The 14,216-nt window shown below is 36.5% G+C and carries 15 protein-coding genes and 4 tRNA genes; 11 read left to right on the top strand and 8 right to left on the bottom strand.

Features of this window, described 5'->3' with window-relative positions; all coding sequences use genetic code 11:
- The first annotated feature begins 2 nt into the window (after window positions 1-2).
- Together dapD and G468_RS0104395 are read left to right on the top strand one after the other, a co-directional pair.
- Window positions 3-827 (top strand): 2,3,4,5-tetrahydropyridine-2,6-dicarboxylate N-succinyltransferase, encoded by an 825-nt coding sequence (gene dapD, locus G468_RS0104390; RefSeq protein ID WP_026822089.1) that lies wholly within the window; start codon window positions 3-5, stop codon window positions 825-827.
- Between the two features lie 98 nt (window positions 828-925).
- A complete protein-coding gene (locus tag G468_RS0104395) occupies window positions 926-1,297 on the top strand; it encodes a DUF3461 family protein (protein WP_026822090.1) in 372 nt (123 codons plus the stop codon).
- A 98-nt stretch (window positions 1,298-1,395) separates the two neighbouring features.
- Here G468_RS0104395 and truC read toward each other — a convergent pair whose 3' ends face one another.
- The 3 genes from truC to syd form a co-directional block, all read right to left on the bottom strand.
- On the bottom strand, window positions 1,396-2,151 hold the full coding sequence (gene truC / locus G468_RS0104400) for a tRNA pseudouridine(65) synthase TruC (RefSeq protein WP_026822091.1): 756 nt from the start codon (window positions 2,149-2,151) through the stop codon (window positions 1,396-1,398).
- Window positions 2,144-2,485 (bottom strand): YqcC family protein, encoded by a 342-nt coding sequence (locus tag G468_RS0104405; RefSeq protein ID WP_026822092.1) that lies wholly within the window; start codon window positions 2,483-2,485, stop codon window positions 2,144-2,146. The genes truC and G468_RS0104405 overlap by 8 nt, the downstream gene beginning before the upstream one ends.
- A gap of 800 nt (window positions 2,486-3,285) precedes the next feature.
- Complete coding sequence (syd, locus tag G468_RS0104410; protein ID WP_026822093.1) at window positions 3,286-3,840, bottom strand: SecY-interacting protein; 555 nt, start codon at window positions 3,838-3,840, stop codon at window positions 3,286-3,288.
- A 186-nt stretch (window positions 3,841-4,026) separates the two neighbouring features.
- Between syd and queF the strand changes: the two genes are divergently transcribed.
- The 3 genes from queF to xni are packed head-to-tail and all read left to right on the top strand — an operon-like array spanning window position 4,027 to window position 7,038.
- On the top strand, window positions 4,027-4,872 hold the full coding sequence (queF, locus tag G468_RS0104415; RefSeq protein ID WP_026822094.1) for an NADPH-dependent 7-cyano-7-deazaguanine reductase QueF: 846 nt from the start codon (window positions 4,027-4,029) through the stop codon (window positions 4,870-4,872).
- Window positions 4,873-4,882: 10 nt separating this feature from the next.
- Window positions 4,883-6,253 carry a nucleotide 5'-monophosphate nucleosidase PpnN gene (ppnN, locus tag G468_RS0104420; RefSeq protein ID WP_026822095.1) on the top strand — a complete coding sequence of 457 codons (1,371 nt, stop codon included), beginning with the start codon at window positions 4,883-4,885 and terminating at the stop codon, window positions 6,251-6,253.
- Between the two features lie 26 nt (window positions 6,254-6,279).
- A complete protein-coding gene (gene xni, locus G468_RS0104425; protein WP_026822096.1) occupies window positions 6,280-7,038 on the top strand; it encodes a flap endonuclease Xni in 759 nt (252 codons plus the stop codon).
- Between the two features lie 41 nt (window positions 7,039-7,079).
- Here the strand turns inward: xni and rlmM are convergent, their stop codons facing one another.
- The 3 genes from rlmM to G468_RS0104440 all read right to left on the bottom strand — a co-directional run bounded on the left by rlmM (window position 7,080) and on the right by G468_RS0104440 (window position 9,537).
- Window positions 7,080-8,177: a 23S rRNA (cytidine(2498)-2'-O)-methyltransferase RlmM gene (gene rlmM / locus G468_RS0104430; protein ID WP_026822097.1), complete on the bottom strand. Its 1,098-nt coding sequence runs from the start codon at window positions 8,175-8,177 to the stop codon at window positions 7,080-7,082.
- Window positions 8,170-8,550, bottom strand: coding sequence for a DUF423 domain-containing protein (locus G468_RS0104435; protein ID WP_210409113.1), 381 nt, complete (start codon window positions 8,548-8,550; stop codon window positions 8,170-8,172). The genes rlmM and G468_RS0104435 overlap by 8 nt, the downstream gene beginning before the upstream one ends.
- Window positions 8,551-8,613: 63 nt before the next feature.
- The gene (locus G468_RS0104440; protein WP_026822099.1) at window positions 8,614-9,537 is read right to left on the bottom strand and encodes a transcriptional regulator GcvA; all 924 of its coding nucleotides are present in this window, start codon (window positions 9,535-9,537) and stop codon (window positions 8,614-8,616) included.
- A gap of 505 nt (window positions 9,538-10,042) precedes the next feature.
- On the opposite strand from G468_RS0104440, the gene G468_RS23670 reads away from it, so the two are divergent.
- The gene (locus G468_RS23670; RefSeq protein ID WP_026822100.1) at window positions 10,043-10,222 is read left to right on the top strand and encodes an aminotransferase class V-fold PLP-dependent enzyme; all 180 of its coding nucleotides are present in this window, start codon (window positions 10,043-10,045) and stop codon (window positions 10,220-10,222) included.
- Between the two features lie 408 nt (window positions 10,223-10,630).
- Window positions 10,631-10,780, top strand: coding sequence for an aminotransferase class V-fold PLP-dependent enzyme (locus tag G468_RS25255; protein WP_162143405.1), 150 nt, complete (start codon window positions 10,631-10,633; stop codon window positions 10,778-10,780).
- Between the two features lie 181 nt (window positions 10,781-10,961).
- Here G468_RS25255 and tcdA read toward each other — a convergent pair whose 3' ends face one another.
- The gene (gene tcdA, locus G468_RS0104455) at window positions 10,962-11,774 is read right to left on the bottom strand and encodes a tRNA cyclic N6-threonylcarbamoyladenosine(37) synthase TcdA (RefSeq protein WP_026822101.1); all 813 of its coding nucleotides are present in this window, start codon (window positions 11,772-11,774) and stop codon (window positions 10,962-10,964) included.
- 527 nt (window positions 11,775-12,301) lie between these two features.
- Between tcdA and G468_RS0104460 the strand changes: the two genes are divergently transcribed.
- From G468_RS0104460 to G468_RS0104475, 4 genes are all read left to right on the top strand, one after another.
- A tRNA-Met gene (locus G468_RS0104460) sits at window positions 12,302-12,378 on the top strand.
- A 26-nt stretch (window positions 12,379-12,404) separates the two neighbouring features.
- Window positions 12,405-12,481: transfer RNA gene (locus G468_RS0104465), tRNA-Met, on the top strand.
- 27 nt (window positions 12,482-12,508) lie between these two features.
- Window positions 12,509-12,585, top strand: a tRNA-Met gene (locus tag G468_RS0104470).
- Window positions 12,586-12,612: 27 nt separating this feature from the next.
- Window positions 12,613-12,689, top strand: a tRNA-Met gene (locus tag G468_RS0104475).
- A gap of 60 nt (window positions 12,690-12,749) precedes the next feature.
- Here G468_RS0104475 and amiC read toward each other — a convergent pair.
- Window positions 12,750-13,997 (bottom strand): N-acetylmuramoyl-L-alanine amidase AmiC, encoded by a 1,248-nt coding sequence (amiC, locus tag G468_RS0104480; protein ID WP_026822102.1) that lies wholly within the window; start codon window positions 13,995-13,997, stop codon window positions 12,750-12,752.
- Between the last annotated feature and the right edge of the window lie 219 nt (window positions 13,998-14,216).

Below are 14,216 nucleotides of genomic sequence, written 5' to 3' on the forward strand. Positions count from 1 at the left end.
TTATGGAGCAACTTAAAACTATTATTGAAAATGCTTTTGAACATCGAGCAGAAATTACACCGGCGACGACCGATATTCAATTAAGTGATGCAATCAATCAGGTTATAAACCAACTTGATAAAGGTCAGTTAAGAGTTGCTGATAAGATTGATGGACAATGGATAACTCATCAATGGTTAAAAAAAGCTGTGCTACTCTCTTTTCTTATCAATGATAATCGATTAATCGAAGGTGCAGAAAGCTGCTATTTTGACAAAGTAGCTATGAAATTTGCTGACTATGATCATGCCCGTTTTCAACAAGAAGGATTTAGAGTTGTTCCACCAGCAACGGCTCGAAAAGGCGCGTATATCGCCAGAAATACTGTTTTAATGCCCTCCTATGTTAACATTGGTGCCTATATTGACGAAGGATCCATGATAGATACCTGGGCCACCGTTGGCTCATGTGCGCAAATCGGTAAAAATGTTCACTTATCCGGTGGTGTTGGTATTGGTGGTGTGCTAGAACCCTTACAAGCTAATCCAACCATTATCGAAGATAACTGTTTTATTGGTGCTCGCTCTGAAATTGTTGAAGGTGTCATTGTTGAAGAAGGCTCGGTTATTTCAATGGGGGTCTATATTGGCCAAAGTACCAAAATTTATGATAGGCAAACTGGTGAAATTCTCTATGGCCGAATTCCGGCCGGCTCTGTCGTCGTCGCAGGTAACTTACCGGCCAAAAATGGCAACTATAGCCTATATTGCGCGATTATTGTCAAAAAAGTCGATGAGAAAACCAGAAAGAAAGTTGGCATTAATGAATTACTAAGAACATTAGACTAAAATTTATCATAGCGGATTATTAGTTATCTATCCGCTTACTCTTATTATTATGCTAACCTATAATAATTGTTAAACAACCTTATTCCAGCAATATTAATATGTATGATAATCTAAAAAGTTTAGGTATTACTCAACCTGAAGATATTGATCACTACACCCTTCGCCAAGAAGCTAACCATGACATTCTAAAGATCTATTTTCGCAAAGATAAAGATGAACATTATGCTAAAAGCGTAAAATTCAAATATCCACTGCAACGAAAGCTGATTAATCTTGATAATAATCTCAAAGAAATCAATGAAATTAATCTCCACCTACAGGATGTGATCGAAGAATTAAATCAAATTTGTCAACATGACCAAACCAAACATGATTTAAAAAGTAAGATATTAAATGATTTATGCCATTTAGAATCTGTAGTAATAAGCAAAATTGCTGAAATTAAATCAGCTTTAAAAAAGCTCTCCTAAAAAATTCACAGCTAGCTTATTTATGCTAATACTAACTGGCTGTTGAGCCAAATTTACATTTCACGCAAACAAACTAGCATAACTATTAGTATTAAAATTTATACCATCGATGAATGTCGACTCTCGAGTTCAGGCACAATACCTAACCATCCAAACTGTGATAACAAATGTATCCAAGCATCATCCCACTTTGCTATCAACTGCAATTTATCACCTGTCATTGGGTGTTTAAAAGATAAATAACTCGCATGTAACATTAAACGACTGGTAGCAAAATGGTGTGCAACCCCACGATTTTGGCGCAGATCGCCATGTGTAGTATCACCAATTATAGGGTGACGGACATGTGCCATATGGCGTCTTAATTGATGCTTGCGACCGGTCTTCGGCTTCAGCGCTAACAGAGAGAAACGTGAAGTAGGATAACGACCTATCTCTATCGGACATTCAACTTTAGCCAATGGCGAATAATGAGTAATACACGATTGAGGTTGGCTTATTTTGCTAGCATATTTGTCAGCAATTTTATCTTTTTCCTCCTTCAGTGGATAGTCGATAATACCGGCTTCATTAACATAGCCCCGTACGATCGCGTGATACTTTTTTTCTACTGCATGGTACTCAAATTGCTGCGCTAAAAGGCAGGCAACTTCACTAGAAAGTGCCATCAATAACACCCCTGAAGTTGGTTTATCTAAACGGTGAACAGGGAAAACATACTGGCCAATTTGATCACGCACTGTTTGCATGACAAAACGAGTTTCATGACGATCAAGCCAACTCCGATGTACAAGCCATCCAGCGGGTTTATGTATTGCAATTAAATGCTGATCCTGAAAAAGCACTTCAAGCATCCGTTATTTTACCTTGTGAAAAAATTTTATCTAACGCATGTAAATATTCCAATAATTGGCAATAGCGTCCATCTGGTTCTTTTTTATAGATTTCTTCAAAATAGCGAGTGATAGCAAATACGTTTGGTAAAGCAATATCTTGTTCAATAGTCTTATAGAGTTTAGGTAATAGTACCCATTGCAACCATTCATGTGCCTCCATAGTGTCAACGGCAAAAGGCAAATGACTAGCAAAAGCTTCCGCTGGCGGCGGTGTATTACGCCAAAGATTAAGATTTTTCATTTCAGCTTCAATGAGACGAAGTTTTTCTATAACTAACAAATTGATATTCATTTCCTACACTATTACCATAAGTAAAAATAAATGAATCATAACATTATTAGCTATCAAACAAAAAAACAGCCTGCGATTTTAATTTTATTACCCATTAGTAAATCTTAATAAAACAGCCAATCTATAAAAATTTAATCATTTAAAATACACTTATTAATTATGAATAACATTACTGACCTATAATGTTATATTTTATCAGCGACTGAGACATTAAAATAATCTTTTGTAAACCTATCTTAACCATAAAAAAACCAGCCTATAAAATCGACTGGTTATATAATATGTAACGCTATTAAATAGAATATTTATGCATCCTGCATCATCAGCATCCTGCTGAAAATATCTTCCTACTATTTACGAGGTAGTTATTTGTAAGCAATCATACTTATCATTCGTTATCCCTAACACTACCCTTCTTATTTCTCTATATTATTAAACATCTAATAATTTCAAAGTTAGAAAATAAACGTTCTTTCACCACTTATTATTAGTAACAATCACTGAATCTATTCCGTGCAATAAACTGCTATCAGATTATTTCTACTTCTCGTTACGATTTATGGTTCATTTGATAAATGCTAACTTATCGGCGGGCATAAGAATGTCGGATTTATCTGAGGAACACAAGAATAGAAAAAATAGTTTTTAATCATTTTTTCTCGATAATTACAGAATATTTTTTTATCCTACTGAAATAAAAAATATTTCATCTCGCCTCATGGTTTAAAAAGCAATAAACGCAGACATAACTTACATAATTTGTAAGCCATATCTCACAGAAAAAAAAGTAAATATCTTAATTACATTTCAATTACAGGAGTAAGTTGTTTTAAAAATTCAATCAGGTTACCCGCTAAGACACTACGCGTTATTTGACCCAATGTTTCTAATATAACTTGGCCAGTGATATTATCTACAGAAATAATTTCAAATTCAGAATCTAAACTGCCAATAAAGAGGGTTGGGGTTAGTCTATGTCTTTTTTGCGTAATTAAATGTGCAATTAAGTTCTTTTGTAAACGAGTAAAGTCTGTCATATTCCATACCTGAATTAAATCAAGTTGCCTACCTTGAAACCTTACTCGCATATCAGCTGCTAATTGCGTGGTATAAAATTGATGAATATTAGGGTAAAAATGGATTTCCAGCGCTTTTTCAACAGAATGTAACTTTTCATTTAGCATTGGAAAAGGTTTAGGTAACCAATAGATAACTTCATCTTTACTATATTCTATACAAGGCGAAGGGATGCTGTAAAAACTATCACTAGCCGGTAACCCCCCTGTTTGCTGTTGCCAATAAGCAATATAACGCTGTGTAAGTTCCTTTAATGCCTGAGAAATCGTTGCTTCCATGGTCAATTATTCTCATTAGTGATGAATTATAGAGATAAATCATTCTAATATATAAAAGTATCATTAGGTATTATTATCTATCTGCGCAATTAGTTGTTAAGCTATACATTAAACAACAAACTTACTCTAATATATCGATTAAACTAGCAACTATCTTACTGATTTTCTATTTTAGGAAGGAACTCTATGCCAATTTATCAAGATAATGGCGAGCTACAACACCTAACGCTCGGAAAAAAAACCGAATATCAAGATAACTATGCACCTCATCTACTGCAGGCTGTTCCACGTCGCTTAAATCGACAACCCTTAGGATTATCATCAGATAAATTGCCTTTTCATGGCGCAGATATTTGGACACTCTATGAGCTTTCGTGGCTAAACAGTCGTGGCGTACCGCAAGTTGCTATCGGCCATGTTACCATTAATGCTAATAGCGTAAATCTGATTGAATCTAAAAGTTTTAAGCTCTATCTAAATAGTTTCAATCAAACAAAATTTATCAGCTGGCAAGAAGTTGAAAAACAACTAACCCAAGATTTGACTGCATGCGCGGCAGGAGAAGTGATAGTAAAATTACAGCCACTCACCATTTTTACCGATCAAACTATTAATAATCTGCCTGGTGAATGTATTGATGAGCAAGAGATAGAAATTACTGATTATGAATTTAATCGTAATTATCTTAAAAATGCCACCGAGAGTATACTGGTAGAGGAAACATTAGTTAGCCATCTGCTAAAATCTAATTGCTTAATTACCAACCAACCTGACTGGGGCTCCATACAAATTCATTATTTTGGCCCTAAAATTGATAGAGAAAAACTACTCCGTTATCTAGTCTCTTTCAGACACCATAATGAATTTCATGAACAATGTGTCGAGCGCATTTTCAATGATATTCTTCAGTTATGTCAACCAAATAAATTAAGCGTTTATGCCCGTTATACACGCCGTGGCGGGCTGGACATTAACCCTTGGCGTAGCAATGAGAATTCCCAGCCAACAATAATGCGATTAGCACGGCAGTAAGGAGTTTTAATTGATAACACATGTCAGCCCGTTAGGCTCAATGGATCTACTATCTCAAATTGAAGTTAGCATCCTTAAACGTACTGCCAGTAGCGATCTTTATCAACTATTTAGAAACTGCTCTTTAGCTGTGCTTAATTCAGGCAGTAAGACAGATAATAGTAAAGAATTAATCGCTAAATATCCCAATTTTGATATCAATGTTCTCCAGCGTGAACGCGGTGTCAAACTGGAATTAATTAATCCGCCGGAAAAAGCTTTTGTGGATGGCAGAATTATCCGTTCACTGCAAGCAAATTTATTTTCTGTGTTAAGAGATATTCTTTTTGTTCATGCCCAGATTATTTCCGCTGAAAAACTGCTGGCATTAAGCCTGCATGATAGTATCAATATCACTAACATTATTTTTACCATTTTGCGTAATGCCCGAGTACTGCATCTCGATGAAGATCCAAATACCATTGTTTGCTGGGGAGGCCATTCAATAAATGATATTGAATATCTTTACGCCCGCAAAGTCGGAAATGAATTAGGATTACGTGAATTAAATATCTGCACTGGCTGTGGCCCAGGCGCAATGGAGGCACCAATGAAGGGTGCCGCGGTAGGCCATGCTCAACAACGTTACAAAAATGGTCGTTTTCTCGGTTTAACTGAACCTTCCATTATTGCTGCTGAACCACCGAACCCTCTGGTTAATGAACTTGTTATCATGCCAGATATTGAAAAACGCCTTGAAGCATTTGTTCGAATAGCGCATGGTATCATTATTTTTCCAGGCGGTGCAGGCACTACAGAGGAATTACTTTATTTATTAGGCATTTTAATGGATCCTGCCAATAATAATCAGGCATTACCATTAATACTCACTGGCCCAAAAGAAAGCCAAGCTTATTTTAACACCCTTAATGATTTTATTAAGCACACCCTTGGTGAACAGGCTTGTAATTATTTTCAAATTATCATCGATGATCCAGAAGCTGTAGCCCGTGAAATGAAAAAACTGATGCCACAAGTCAAAGAAAGTCGTCTCAATACCGGTGATGCCTATAGCTTTAATTGGTCAATAAAAGTTAATTCAGAACTGCAAAAACCCTTTACGCCAACCCATGACAATATGGCAAAACTTAATCTATTTTGTGATCCGCAGCAGCCGGAAAAATTGGCCGTTAACTTACGACGAGCCTTTTCTGGCATTGTTGCCGGTAATGTGAAAGAAATTGGTATGAAAGAAATTGAAAAGCATGGCCCCTATAAACTCCATGGTGATGCCAAAATTATGGCTCATATGGATAAATTATTACGTGGGTTTGTTAGTCAACATCGAATGAAACTACCTAGCAGTTCAGCCTACATACCCTGCTATGAAATAATCAAATAACTGACCAGACAAACTATGTACAAAAAATTATGATCCACTTACTTATTGTTGATGCTTTAAATTTAATCAGACGTATTCATGCCGTTCAGGGAAGCCCTTGCGAACAAGCTTGCGTTTTAACCCTTCGCCAGTTGATTAACCATACTTTGCCAACCCATGCAGTGGCAATATTCGATAGCAAAGAACAACTGACAAATAACTGGCGGCAACAACTTTTACCTCAATACAAAGCTGGCAGACAAGCAATGCCTGATGATCTTTATCAAGAGATAAACAATCTTGAAATTGCATTTAAGGCGCAAGGATTAGCTTGTTGGCATGCTATTGAAAATGAAGCAGACGATCTGGCGGCAACATTAGCAATTAAAGTGGCTACCGCTGGATATCGTGTCACCATCATTTCAACAGATAAAGGTTATTGTCAGCTACTTTCATCATCGATTTATATTCGTGATTATTTTCAAAAACGCTGGCTTGATTTATCCTTTGTTAACAAAGAATTTGGTGTTAAACCTGAACAGCTGCAAGATTATTGGGGACTAACTGGCATAAATAGCAGTAAAATACCCGGTATAACGGGTATTGGCCCTAAAACCGCAGCAACCTTACTTCAGCAATATCCTACCTTAGAGGCTATTTTTGCTAATATCAATTCGATACCTGAGAAATGGCGCAAACGGATTGAACCGGGGCAAAAAATAGCTTTTATTAGCCGACAGGTAGCTTCTCTCAAAACGGATCTACAGTTAAATGGAAATTTACAACAACTAAGATTTATGCCATAACTCAATAAAAAATATAAATTTTATTGTTAATTACTTCTCTTCTAATCCCGTTCTGGTATAGAGGCTGACCAAATTCGTCTTACATGTACCGTGATCTCTTCACGATCATGGTAGAGTTGCTTTGCTTGAATTTGAGCATTAATACCATTTTCGATTAGGGTTAGTGATATTTTGTGCAAAATATGTGAAACTTCTTGATAACGTTTTTTCATTGGTAGCTTTAAATTAAATATTGCTTCTCGGCACCATCCTTTTAACAACCAATCTGTTATCAAAGCAGCAACTTTTGCCGGTTTTTCAACCACATCACAAACCAACCAAGTAATATTCTTAGTGTGTGGGGTAAACTTAAAACCATCAATACGATAATGCCGTACCTGACCTGTTTGCATTAAACTCTCCGCCATTGGGCCATTATCAACTGCATCAACCATCATACTGCGCTTCACTAATTGATATGTCCATCCACCGGGACAAGCACCTAGATCAACCGCCTTCATTCCCGATGCTAAACGCTCTTCCCATTCATCATAAGGAATAAATAGATGAAATGCCTCTTCCAGTTTTAATGTTGAACGACTTGGTGCATCAGCTGGCAGTTTTAGCCGCGGGATCCCCATAAAGAAAGGTGAATTGTTTTTCGCATAAGAATAGCCAACATAACAACAGCCGGCCGCAATAAAAAATATATGTATAACCGGACGCTGATGGTTTTCTTTCAATAACAATATTTTTTGCTGGCGAAGCGCGTGACGTAAAGGTACAGTAAATTTACGGCAAAATTTCAGTAGTTCTTTACTCTCATTGGTATCAGGCACTTCAACTCGCAATTCACCTGCTCGTTCAATGACACCTTGCAATACCGTAACAATCGGCGATATGCGATCGTTGGACGGCAAATCTTTCAATAAATTGCTAACAACCACCAGTTGGCGAGCAAATATTAATGTAGCAAAAGGTATCTCTTTAGCCAAACGGTCTGCATCAGTAGCCTGATAGCATTCAAATAGCACATAACCGCTATTATCTTTTACTTTTGCATAACCATAAACACCGATCTGCGTCGCTTTATCGGTAATTTCTGCCGCACACTCTTTTTCAAATCCTGAACGACAATATAAGATAATATTATTATTCATGACGTATTATTGGATTCCTAAGCCGAGTTGCACCAATAACAATCAATATCCAGCCAATCAAAAAACAAAAACCGCCTACTGGTGTCAAATGAGCAAAATATTTTACTTGTAATAGTGCCATACAGTAAAAACTACCACTAAACAATAAAATGCCTATACTGAAGAAAATTCCTCCCCAGTAAAACCATAATATGACTTTACGTAATAAGATAGCACCTAATATCATAAGGACTAAAGTATGCATTGATTGATAGCGTAAACCAATACAAATCCATTCTCTTTGATCATGGTTTAGTATAGGTGATAATAAATGTGAACCTATTGCGCCAAATGCAACGCAAAAAAATCCACTAATTCCTGCAAATATCAACATTAAACGAGCATTCACGTTAATATCCTTTCCCTTTTAAATTAATTATTTTACTTGTCATATAGTTTACGACTCAACGGTAACAAATCCCCATTTTTCTTGCTCACTAGCTGCTTTTGCAAGGATCCATTGACGAAATGCAGCAATCTTACCTAACTCCGCTTGATTATCATGACAAACCAAGTAGAAAGCTTTTTTACTGACTAAAACATCATTAAACGGACATACCAAACGACCTGAGTCAAGTTCATTTTTTGTCATAACGTTATTAATCAATGCAATTCCTTGACCATGAATGGCGGCTTGAATAACCATAGCACTATGACTGAAAATGGGTCCTTGTTCTACATTAATAATATCTTGTAATGATAATTGACGTGCATAAGCTTGCCAATCACGCCGAGAAGAATCATGTAGCAATGTATGATGAACCAAATCTTGCGGTTTTTTCAATGGATAACGCCCCGCTAATAAGGCTGGCGCACAGACTGGTATTAAGTATTCCGCATACAAACGATCTGTTTTTAAGCCAGGCCAATTACCATAACCATAAAAGATAGCCACATCAACATCATCGGCCATTTTATCTCCCTCATGATCAACAGCCTGAATACGCACATCAATATCAGGATATGCATGATTAAAACTCGATAAACGCGGCACTAACCATTGAATAGCAAAACTCGGTAATAAACTGACGGTTAATGCTCCCTTTGCCCTGAATGCCTGTAGTTTCCGAGTAGCTTCACGTAATGAAGAAAAAATTTCTTTAATATCTAAATAATAATTTAGTCCTTCTTCAGTCAATAATAATGAACGATTACGCCGACGAAATAATTTCATACCTAAGAAATTTTCTAAACCTTTTATTTGATGACTTATTGCAGCCTGAGTAACATAAAGTTCCTCTGCTGCTTTAGTAAAACTTAAATGACGTGCTGCAGCATCAAATACCCTTAATGCATTAAGAGGAGGCATACATTTTGACATGATCGCGTCTTACTCATCCTTATATATCCATTAGTTTTTATAATCTGAAGCATTATAAATTGTCCATTGTAGATAAACCAGTATATGTCTATAGTAAGACTGCTTCCTAGGCCTGAATGAATCGCTAAGTAGTTAATTTATTTAAAATTCTTGGCTTTATGGATGTGATGTTGTGTTTGCAAATTATCTGGTTTTTCCAGGTTGGGTAGTTAATACTACTATTTTCACTCCTATACATTTACCTTGTCTGTCCATAGTAATTTTATCGCGCCGTACTTAACGCGGCGTTTTTTTATATCCGCTAAATAAATATCTTTCTCATCGCCGAATATAATCGAATGATATACTTATAATACAGATAGAATAGATATTATTAATCAATATTAGTACCATTTTTCTAATTTAAACAAATATAACAAACCTTGTGAGAAAGATCATTTATGGCATAGTTAAATTGCAATAATTAGACATAAAGATTCTAAATATTCTGTTAGCCGTGCTTTTCATGACAACAACATTTTCTATAGCACAATTTCGCCAATATTTTCCTGCAATCCAAGACATAACTATTTTTCTAGACAGTGCGGCCACTGCCCTTAAACCCAATAATTTGATCTCGGCGACTGTTAATTGCTATCAACCTATTAATATCTCTGTTCATCGCGATCAACATCCTACAGCATAAATAGCAACGTATATTTATGAACAAATTTGCCAGAAAGTAGCCAAACTGATTAATGATAATCAAACGGAGAAAATTAGTACTGAATCAATTAATTTTATTACTCAAAGCTATTTTCGCTCTCGATTCCAATCCTATAACAAATAATGGTCAGCGAAATTGGACATCATGCCAATTTGATCCCATGGTTGATCGTGGCTGAATAGACTAATGCGAAAATAGTTAAATAGTGCTTAGAAGAGATAAAATAACTTTCGACTAAACACCAAACAACGCTTATTAATAAAGAACACGGATCATTGCGATTAGCCACATGTCGGATTTCACGGGTGAATAACCCAATATTCAGGCTATCACTAAATTAGCGCATCAACATAATATTTTAGTCGTGGCTGATGGTACACAGGCATTGTGCATCGTGCTATTAATGTACAAGCGTTAGACATTGACCTCTATGTATTCTCAGCCCATAAACTGTATAGCCCAACAGGATTTGGTATCTGTTATGGAAAAATCGCACTGTTAGCAGAGATAGTTCCTTGCAAGGGGGTAAAATATTAACCAAAGCTAAATTTTCCCATTTTTTTTCAGAAGCCATTCTTTATCAATTTGATGCAGGCACACCAATATTGCCGGAGTGTTGGCGTTTAACGCGGTTATAGGCTGGATAAAGCCATTAATTGGCAACAGGCTGAAAATGACGCTATTGCCTTAACGGATTATATTGAATTAACAAATTATTTCATCCTCTTTCACTAGCTATCATTTTACGCTGTAATTTTTTTAAAACATGCGAAACAGCAACAAAACCAAAACTCGCTGTTACCATTGTTGCTGCGCCAAAACCAGCGGCGCAATCCATACGCATTGTCCCTTCCGCATTACTTTTATTCGTACAAACTGTTCCATCACTTTGTGGATAAACTAACTGTTCGGTCGAAAAGACACAATCAATACCTAATTTACCTTTGCTATTTTTGACTATTTTAAAATCCGTTTTTAATCTTTCACGTAATTTGGCAGCTAAGGGATCATGGATCGTTTTCGCTAAATCTTTAACCTGGATCTGTGTAGGATCAATTTGCCCACCAGCTCCTCCAGTGGTGACAATAGGTATTTTATAACGACGACAATAAGCCAATAAAGCAGCTTTAGGCCGTATGCTATCGATAGCATCAATCACATAATCAAATTGCATCGATATCAGCTCAGTAAGATTCGTGGCCGAGACAAAATCATCAACAATATTAACTTGACATTCAGGGTTAATTTGCAAGATACGTGATTTCATGACTTCAACTTTTGGTTGACCAATATTTTCGCTTAATGCATGCAATTGTCGGTTAGTATTTGTCACACAAACATCATCCATATCAATCAGAGTAATCGTACCGATTCCTGTTCTTGCTAATGCTTCCACAGCCCATGAACCTACGCCACCAATACCAACAACACAGATGTGAGAGCGAGCAAAAAGCATTAACGCTTTTTGACCATAGAGGCGGCCGATACCAGCGAAGCGCCGCAGCCAAGCTTCTGAAAGGAGTAATTGCATGTTTAACCTTAGTTAACAAAAATAGCGTGTTCACCACTAATAAAAAAGAAATTAATTTATTAATTCAAATCCTGATTATATCTATTATGATAGTAAAACCGACTGGTTATCTATTTATCGACATAGCATAATAACCGATTGGGTAATAACGATTAACTCATATTATCTGTCTCATACTTATCAGCTTAATTGAATCTCATTCTAGAGACTTAAATTAGCAATAAATTATGCCCTCACCCAATCGACAAGATAATTTTTGATAAAATATTTTACTGATTTAAGATAATAATTAAATAACTACTTTTGCATTAGCACTAAAAAAGTTATGTATTTATTTTATTGATTGTTTATTTAGCTATCGATTTTTGCTGACATAGGCTATCACTAAGCATGATGCCTAATATGCATAAAAGAACAAAAATCAATCATCACGTCTCTTTTATGTACAAGATATAATAAAATATCGCAATATTTAAGAAAAAAACTTGCATCGGATCTGATCCTGAGTATAGTGAGCCGCTATCGGACGCGGGATGGAGCAGCCTGGTAGCTCGTCGGGCTCATAACCCGAAGGTCGTCGGTTCAAATCCGGCTCCCGCAACCAATATTTAAAACATTAACCCTTTCAGGCGCGGGATGGAGCAGCTTGGTAGCTCGTCGGGCTCATAACCCGAAGGTCGTCGGTTCAAATCCGGCTCCCGCAACCAATATTTAAAAACATTAACCCTTTCAGACGCGGGATGGAGCAGCTTGGTAGCTCGTCGGGCTCATAACCCGAAGGTCGTCGGTTCAAATCCGGCTCCCGCAACCAATATTTAAAAACATTAACCCTTTCAGACGCGGGATGTAGCAGCTTGGTAGCTCGTCGGGCTCATAACCCGAAGGTCGTCGGTTCAAATCCGGCTCCCGCAACCACCTTCCATTCACTATCAGAATAGTTTCCCAACAAAGCTATTATTTATCTAATTAACCCGCTTAACGCAAAGCCAGCTTTCCACCATTGTCAAAATACGCTTTAATGCCCCGGAAAATAGATTCCGCCATCTGCTGTTGAAATTTTGCTGTCTTTAGTTTTCTTTCTTCTTCAATATTACTAATAAAAGCAGTTTCAACCAGAATAGACGGGATGTCTGGTGCTTTTAATACCGCAAAACCCGCTTGATCAACAATGTTCTTATGTAACTTATTAACGTTACCCATTCGTTTAAGTACTTCTGTACCAAATTTCAAACTATCATTAATAGTCGCCGTCTGAACTAAATCAAACATGGTGTGATCAAGATATTTATCACCACTTTTACTAACACCACCAATCAGATCTGCCTCATTCTGTGTTTGCGCTAAATAACGGGCGGTGTTACTGGTTGCTCCTCTGGTGGATAATGCAAATACTGAAGAACCGCTCGCTTTACGATTAGTAAAAGCATCAGCGTGAATGGAAACAAATAAATCAGCCTGCATTTTTCGTGCTTTTGCAACTCGTACTTTTAAAGGAATAAATACATCTTCATTACGAGTCATATAAACTTTCATTTTAGGTTCACGATTAATTAATATTTTTAATCGCCGCGCAATTTGCAATACGATATCTTTTTCCCGCGTTTTATATTTTCCGATTGCACCAGGATCTTCCCCACCGTGACCAGGATCGATCATAATGATAATTGGCCTATCTCTGCCTGCTTTGCCTGGCTTTCTCGCTTTAACCGGCAATGCATCATCCAACTTTCCTTTATTGTAATCTTCTAATAGTGCTAATAACGGATCGTCATCGGTGTAAACACCTGAAGCAGGATAAAAATCAACAACTAAGCGATGTTTGAAACCAGCAACAGGCGCAATAGAAAACATTTGTGGTTCAACATGAATTTTTACTTCAAAAACTATTCGAACCGTTTTTTGATCAAATTGTCCTACTCTCACTAATTTGAGATAAGGATCGCGTGAACTAATTTGCTTGCCAATCCCTTGCAAGACACTATTTAATTGTACATTTTCTAAATCCACGACAATACGATTAGGAGCAGACAAAGCAAATTGACGATATTTTAAGGCAATATTTGATTCTAATGTTACTCGGGTATAACTAGAAGCAGGCCAAATACGAATAGCCACTATACTTGAAGATGAGGCTAGCCCGAATGGACTAATACTTAACAGCATAGTAGCCGCTGCTCCTTGTAGAAGACGTCGTCGTGAAAAACCGTGTTTTGAATGATCCATCGAAAAACCCACTTAAAGCATCAAATAATTACAAACCGCTCAATATTATCAACAACAAAAAAATAACTATAGAAAAATTTAACCAATCATTAATGAGCGGTCATTAATAAATTAATCTCTAAAAATAATTAGTCACTCATATATTCTGAAACAATAATGATGTTTTTTCATGCATTTTTTCTTGCTATTTTGTGTCAAAAATCATAAAAAGACTTTAAT

It is taken from the genome of Arsenophonus nasoniae DSM 15247 (assembly GCF_000429565.1).
GTDB lineage: Bacteria > Pseudomonadota > Gammaproteobacteria > Enterobacterales > Enterobacteriaceae > Arsenophonus > Arsenophonus nasoniae.

Excerpts from the sequence above, each read along its gene's own strand:
- dapD (WP_026822089.1), top strand. The coding sequence starts at position 3 with ATGGAGCAACTTAAAACTATTATTGAAAATGCTTTTGAACATCGAGCA.
- G468_RS0104395 (WP_026822090.1), top strand. The coding sequence starts at position 926 with ATGTATGATAATCTAAAAAGTTTAGGTATTACTCAACCTGAAGATATT.
- truC (WP_026822091.1), bottom strand. The coding sequence starts at position 2,151 with ATGCTTGAAGTGCTTTTTCAGGATCAGCATTTAATTGCAATACATAAA.
- G468_RS0104405 (WP_026822092.1), bottom strand. The coding sequence starts at position 2,485 with ATGAATATCAATTTGTTAGTTATAGAAAAACTTCGTCTCATTGAAGCT.
- syd (WP_026822093.1), bottom strand. The coding sequence starts at position 3,840 with ATGGAAGCAACGATTTCTCAGGCATTAAAGGAACTTACACAGCGTTAT.
- queF (WP_026822094.1), top strand. The coding sequence starts at position 4,027 with ATGCCAATTTATCAAGATAATGGCGAGCTACAACACCTAACGCTCGGA.
- rlmM (WP_026822097.1), bottom strand. The coding sequence starts at position 8,177 with ATGAATAATAATATTATCTTATATTGTCGTTCAGGATTTGAAAAAGAG.
- G468_RS0104435 (WP_210409113.1), bottom strand. The coding sequence starts at position 8,550 with ATGTTGATATTTGCAGGAATTAGTGGATTTTTTTGCGTTGCATTTGGC.
- G468_RS0104440 (WP_026822099.1), bottom strand. The coding sequence starts at position 9,537 with ATGTCAAAATGTATGCCTCCTCTTAATGCATTAAGGGTATTTGATGCT.
- G468_RS23670 (WP_026822100.1), top strand. The coding sequence starts at position 10,043 with ATGACAACAACATTTTCTATAGCACAATTTCGCCAATATTTTCCTGCA.
- tcdA (WP_026822101.1), bottom strand. The coding sequence starts at position 11,774 with ATGCAATTACTCCTTTCAGAAGCTTGGCTGCGGCGCTTCGCTGGTATC.
- amiC (WP_026822102.1), bottom strand. The coding sequence starts at position 13,997 with ATGGATCATTCAAAACACGGTTTTTCACGACGACGTCTTCTACAAGGA.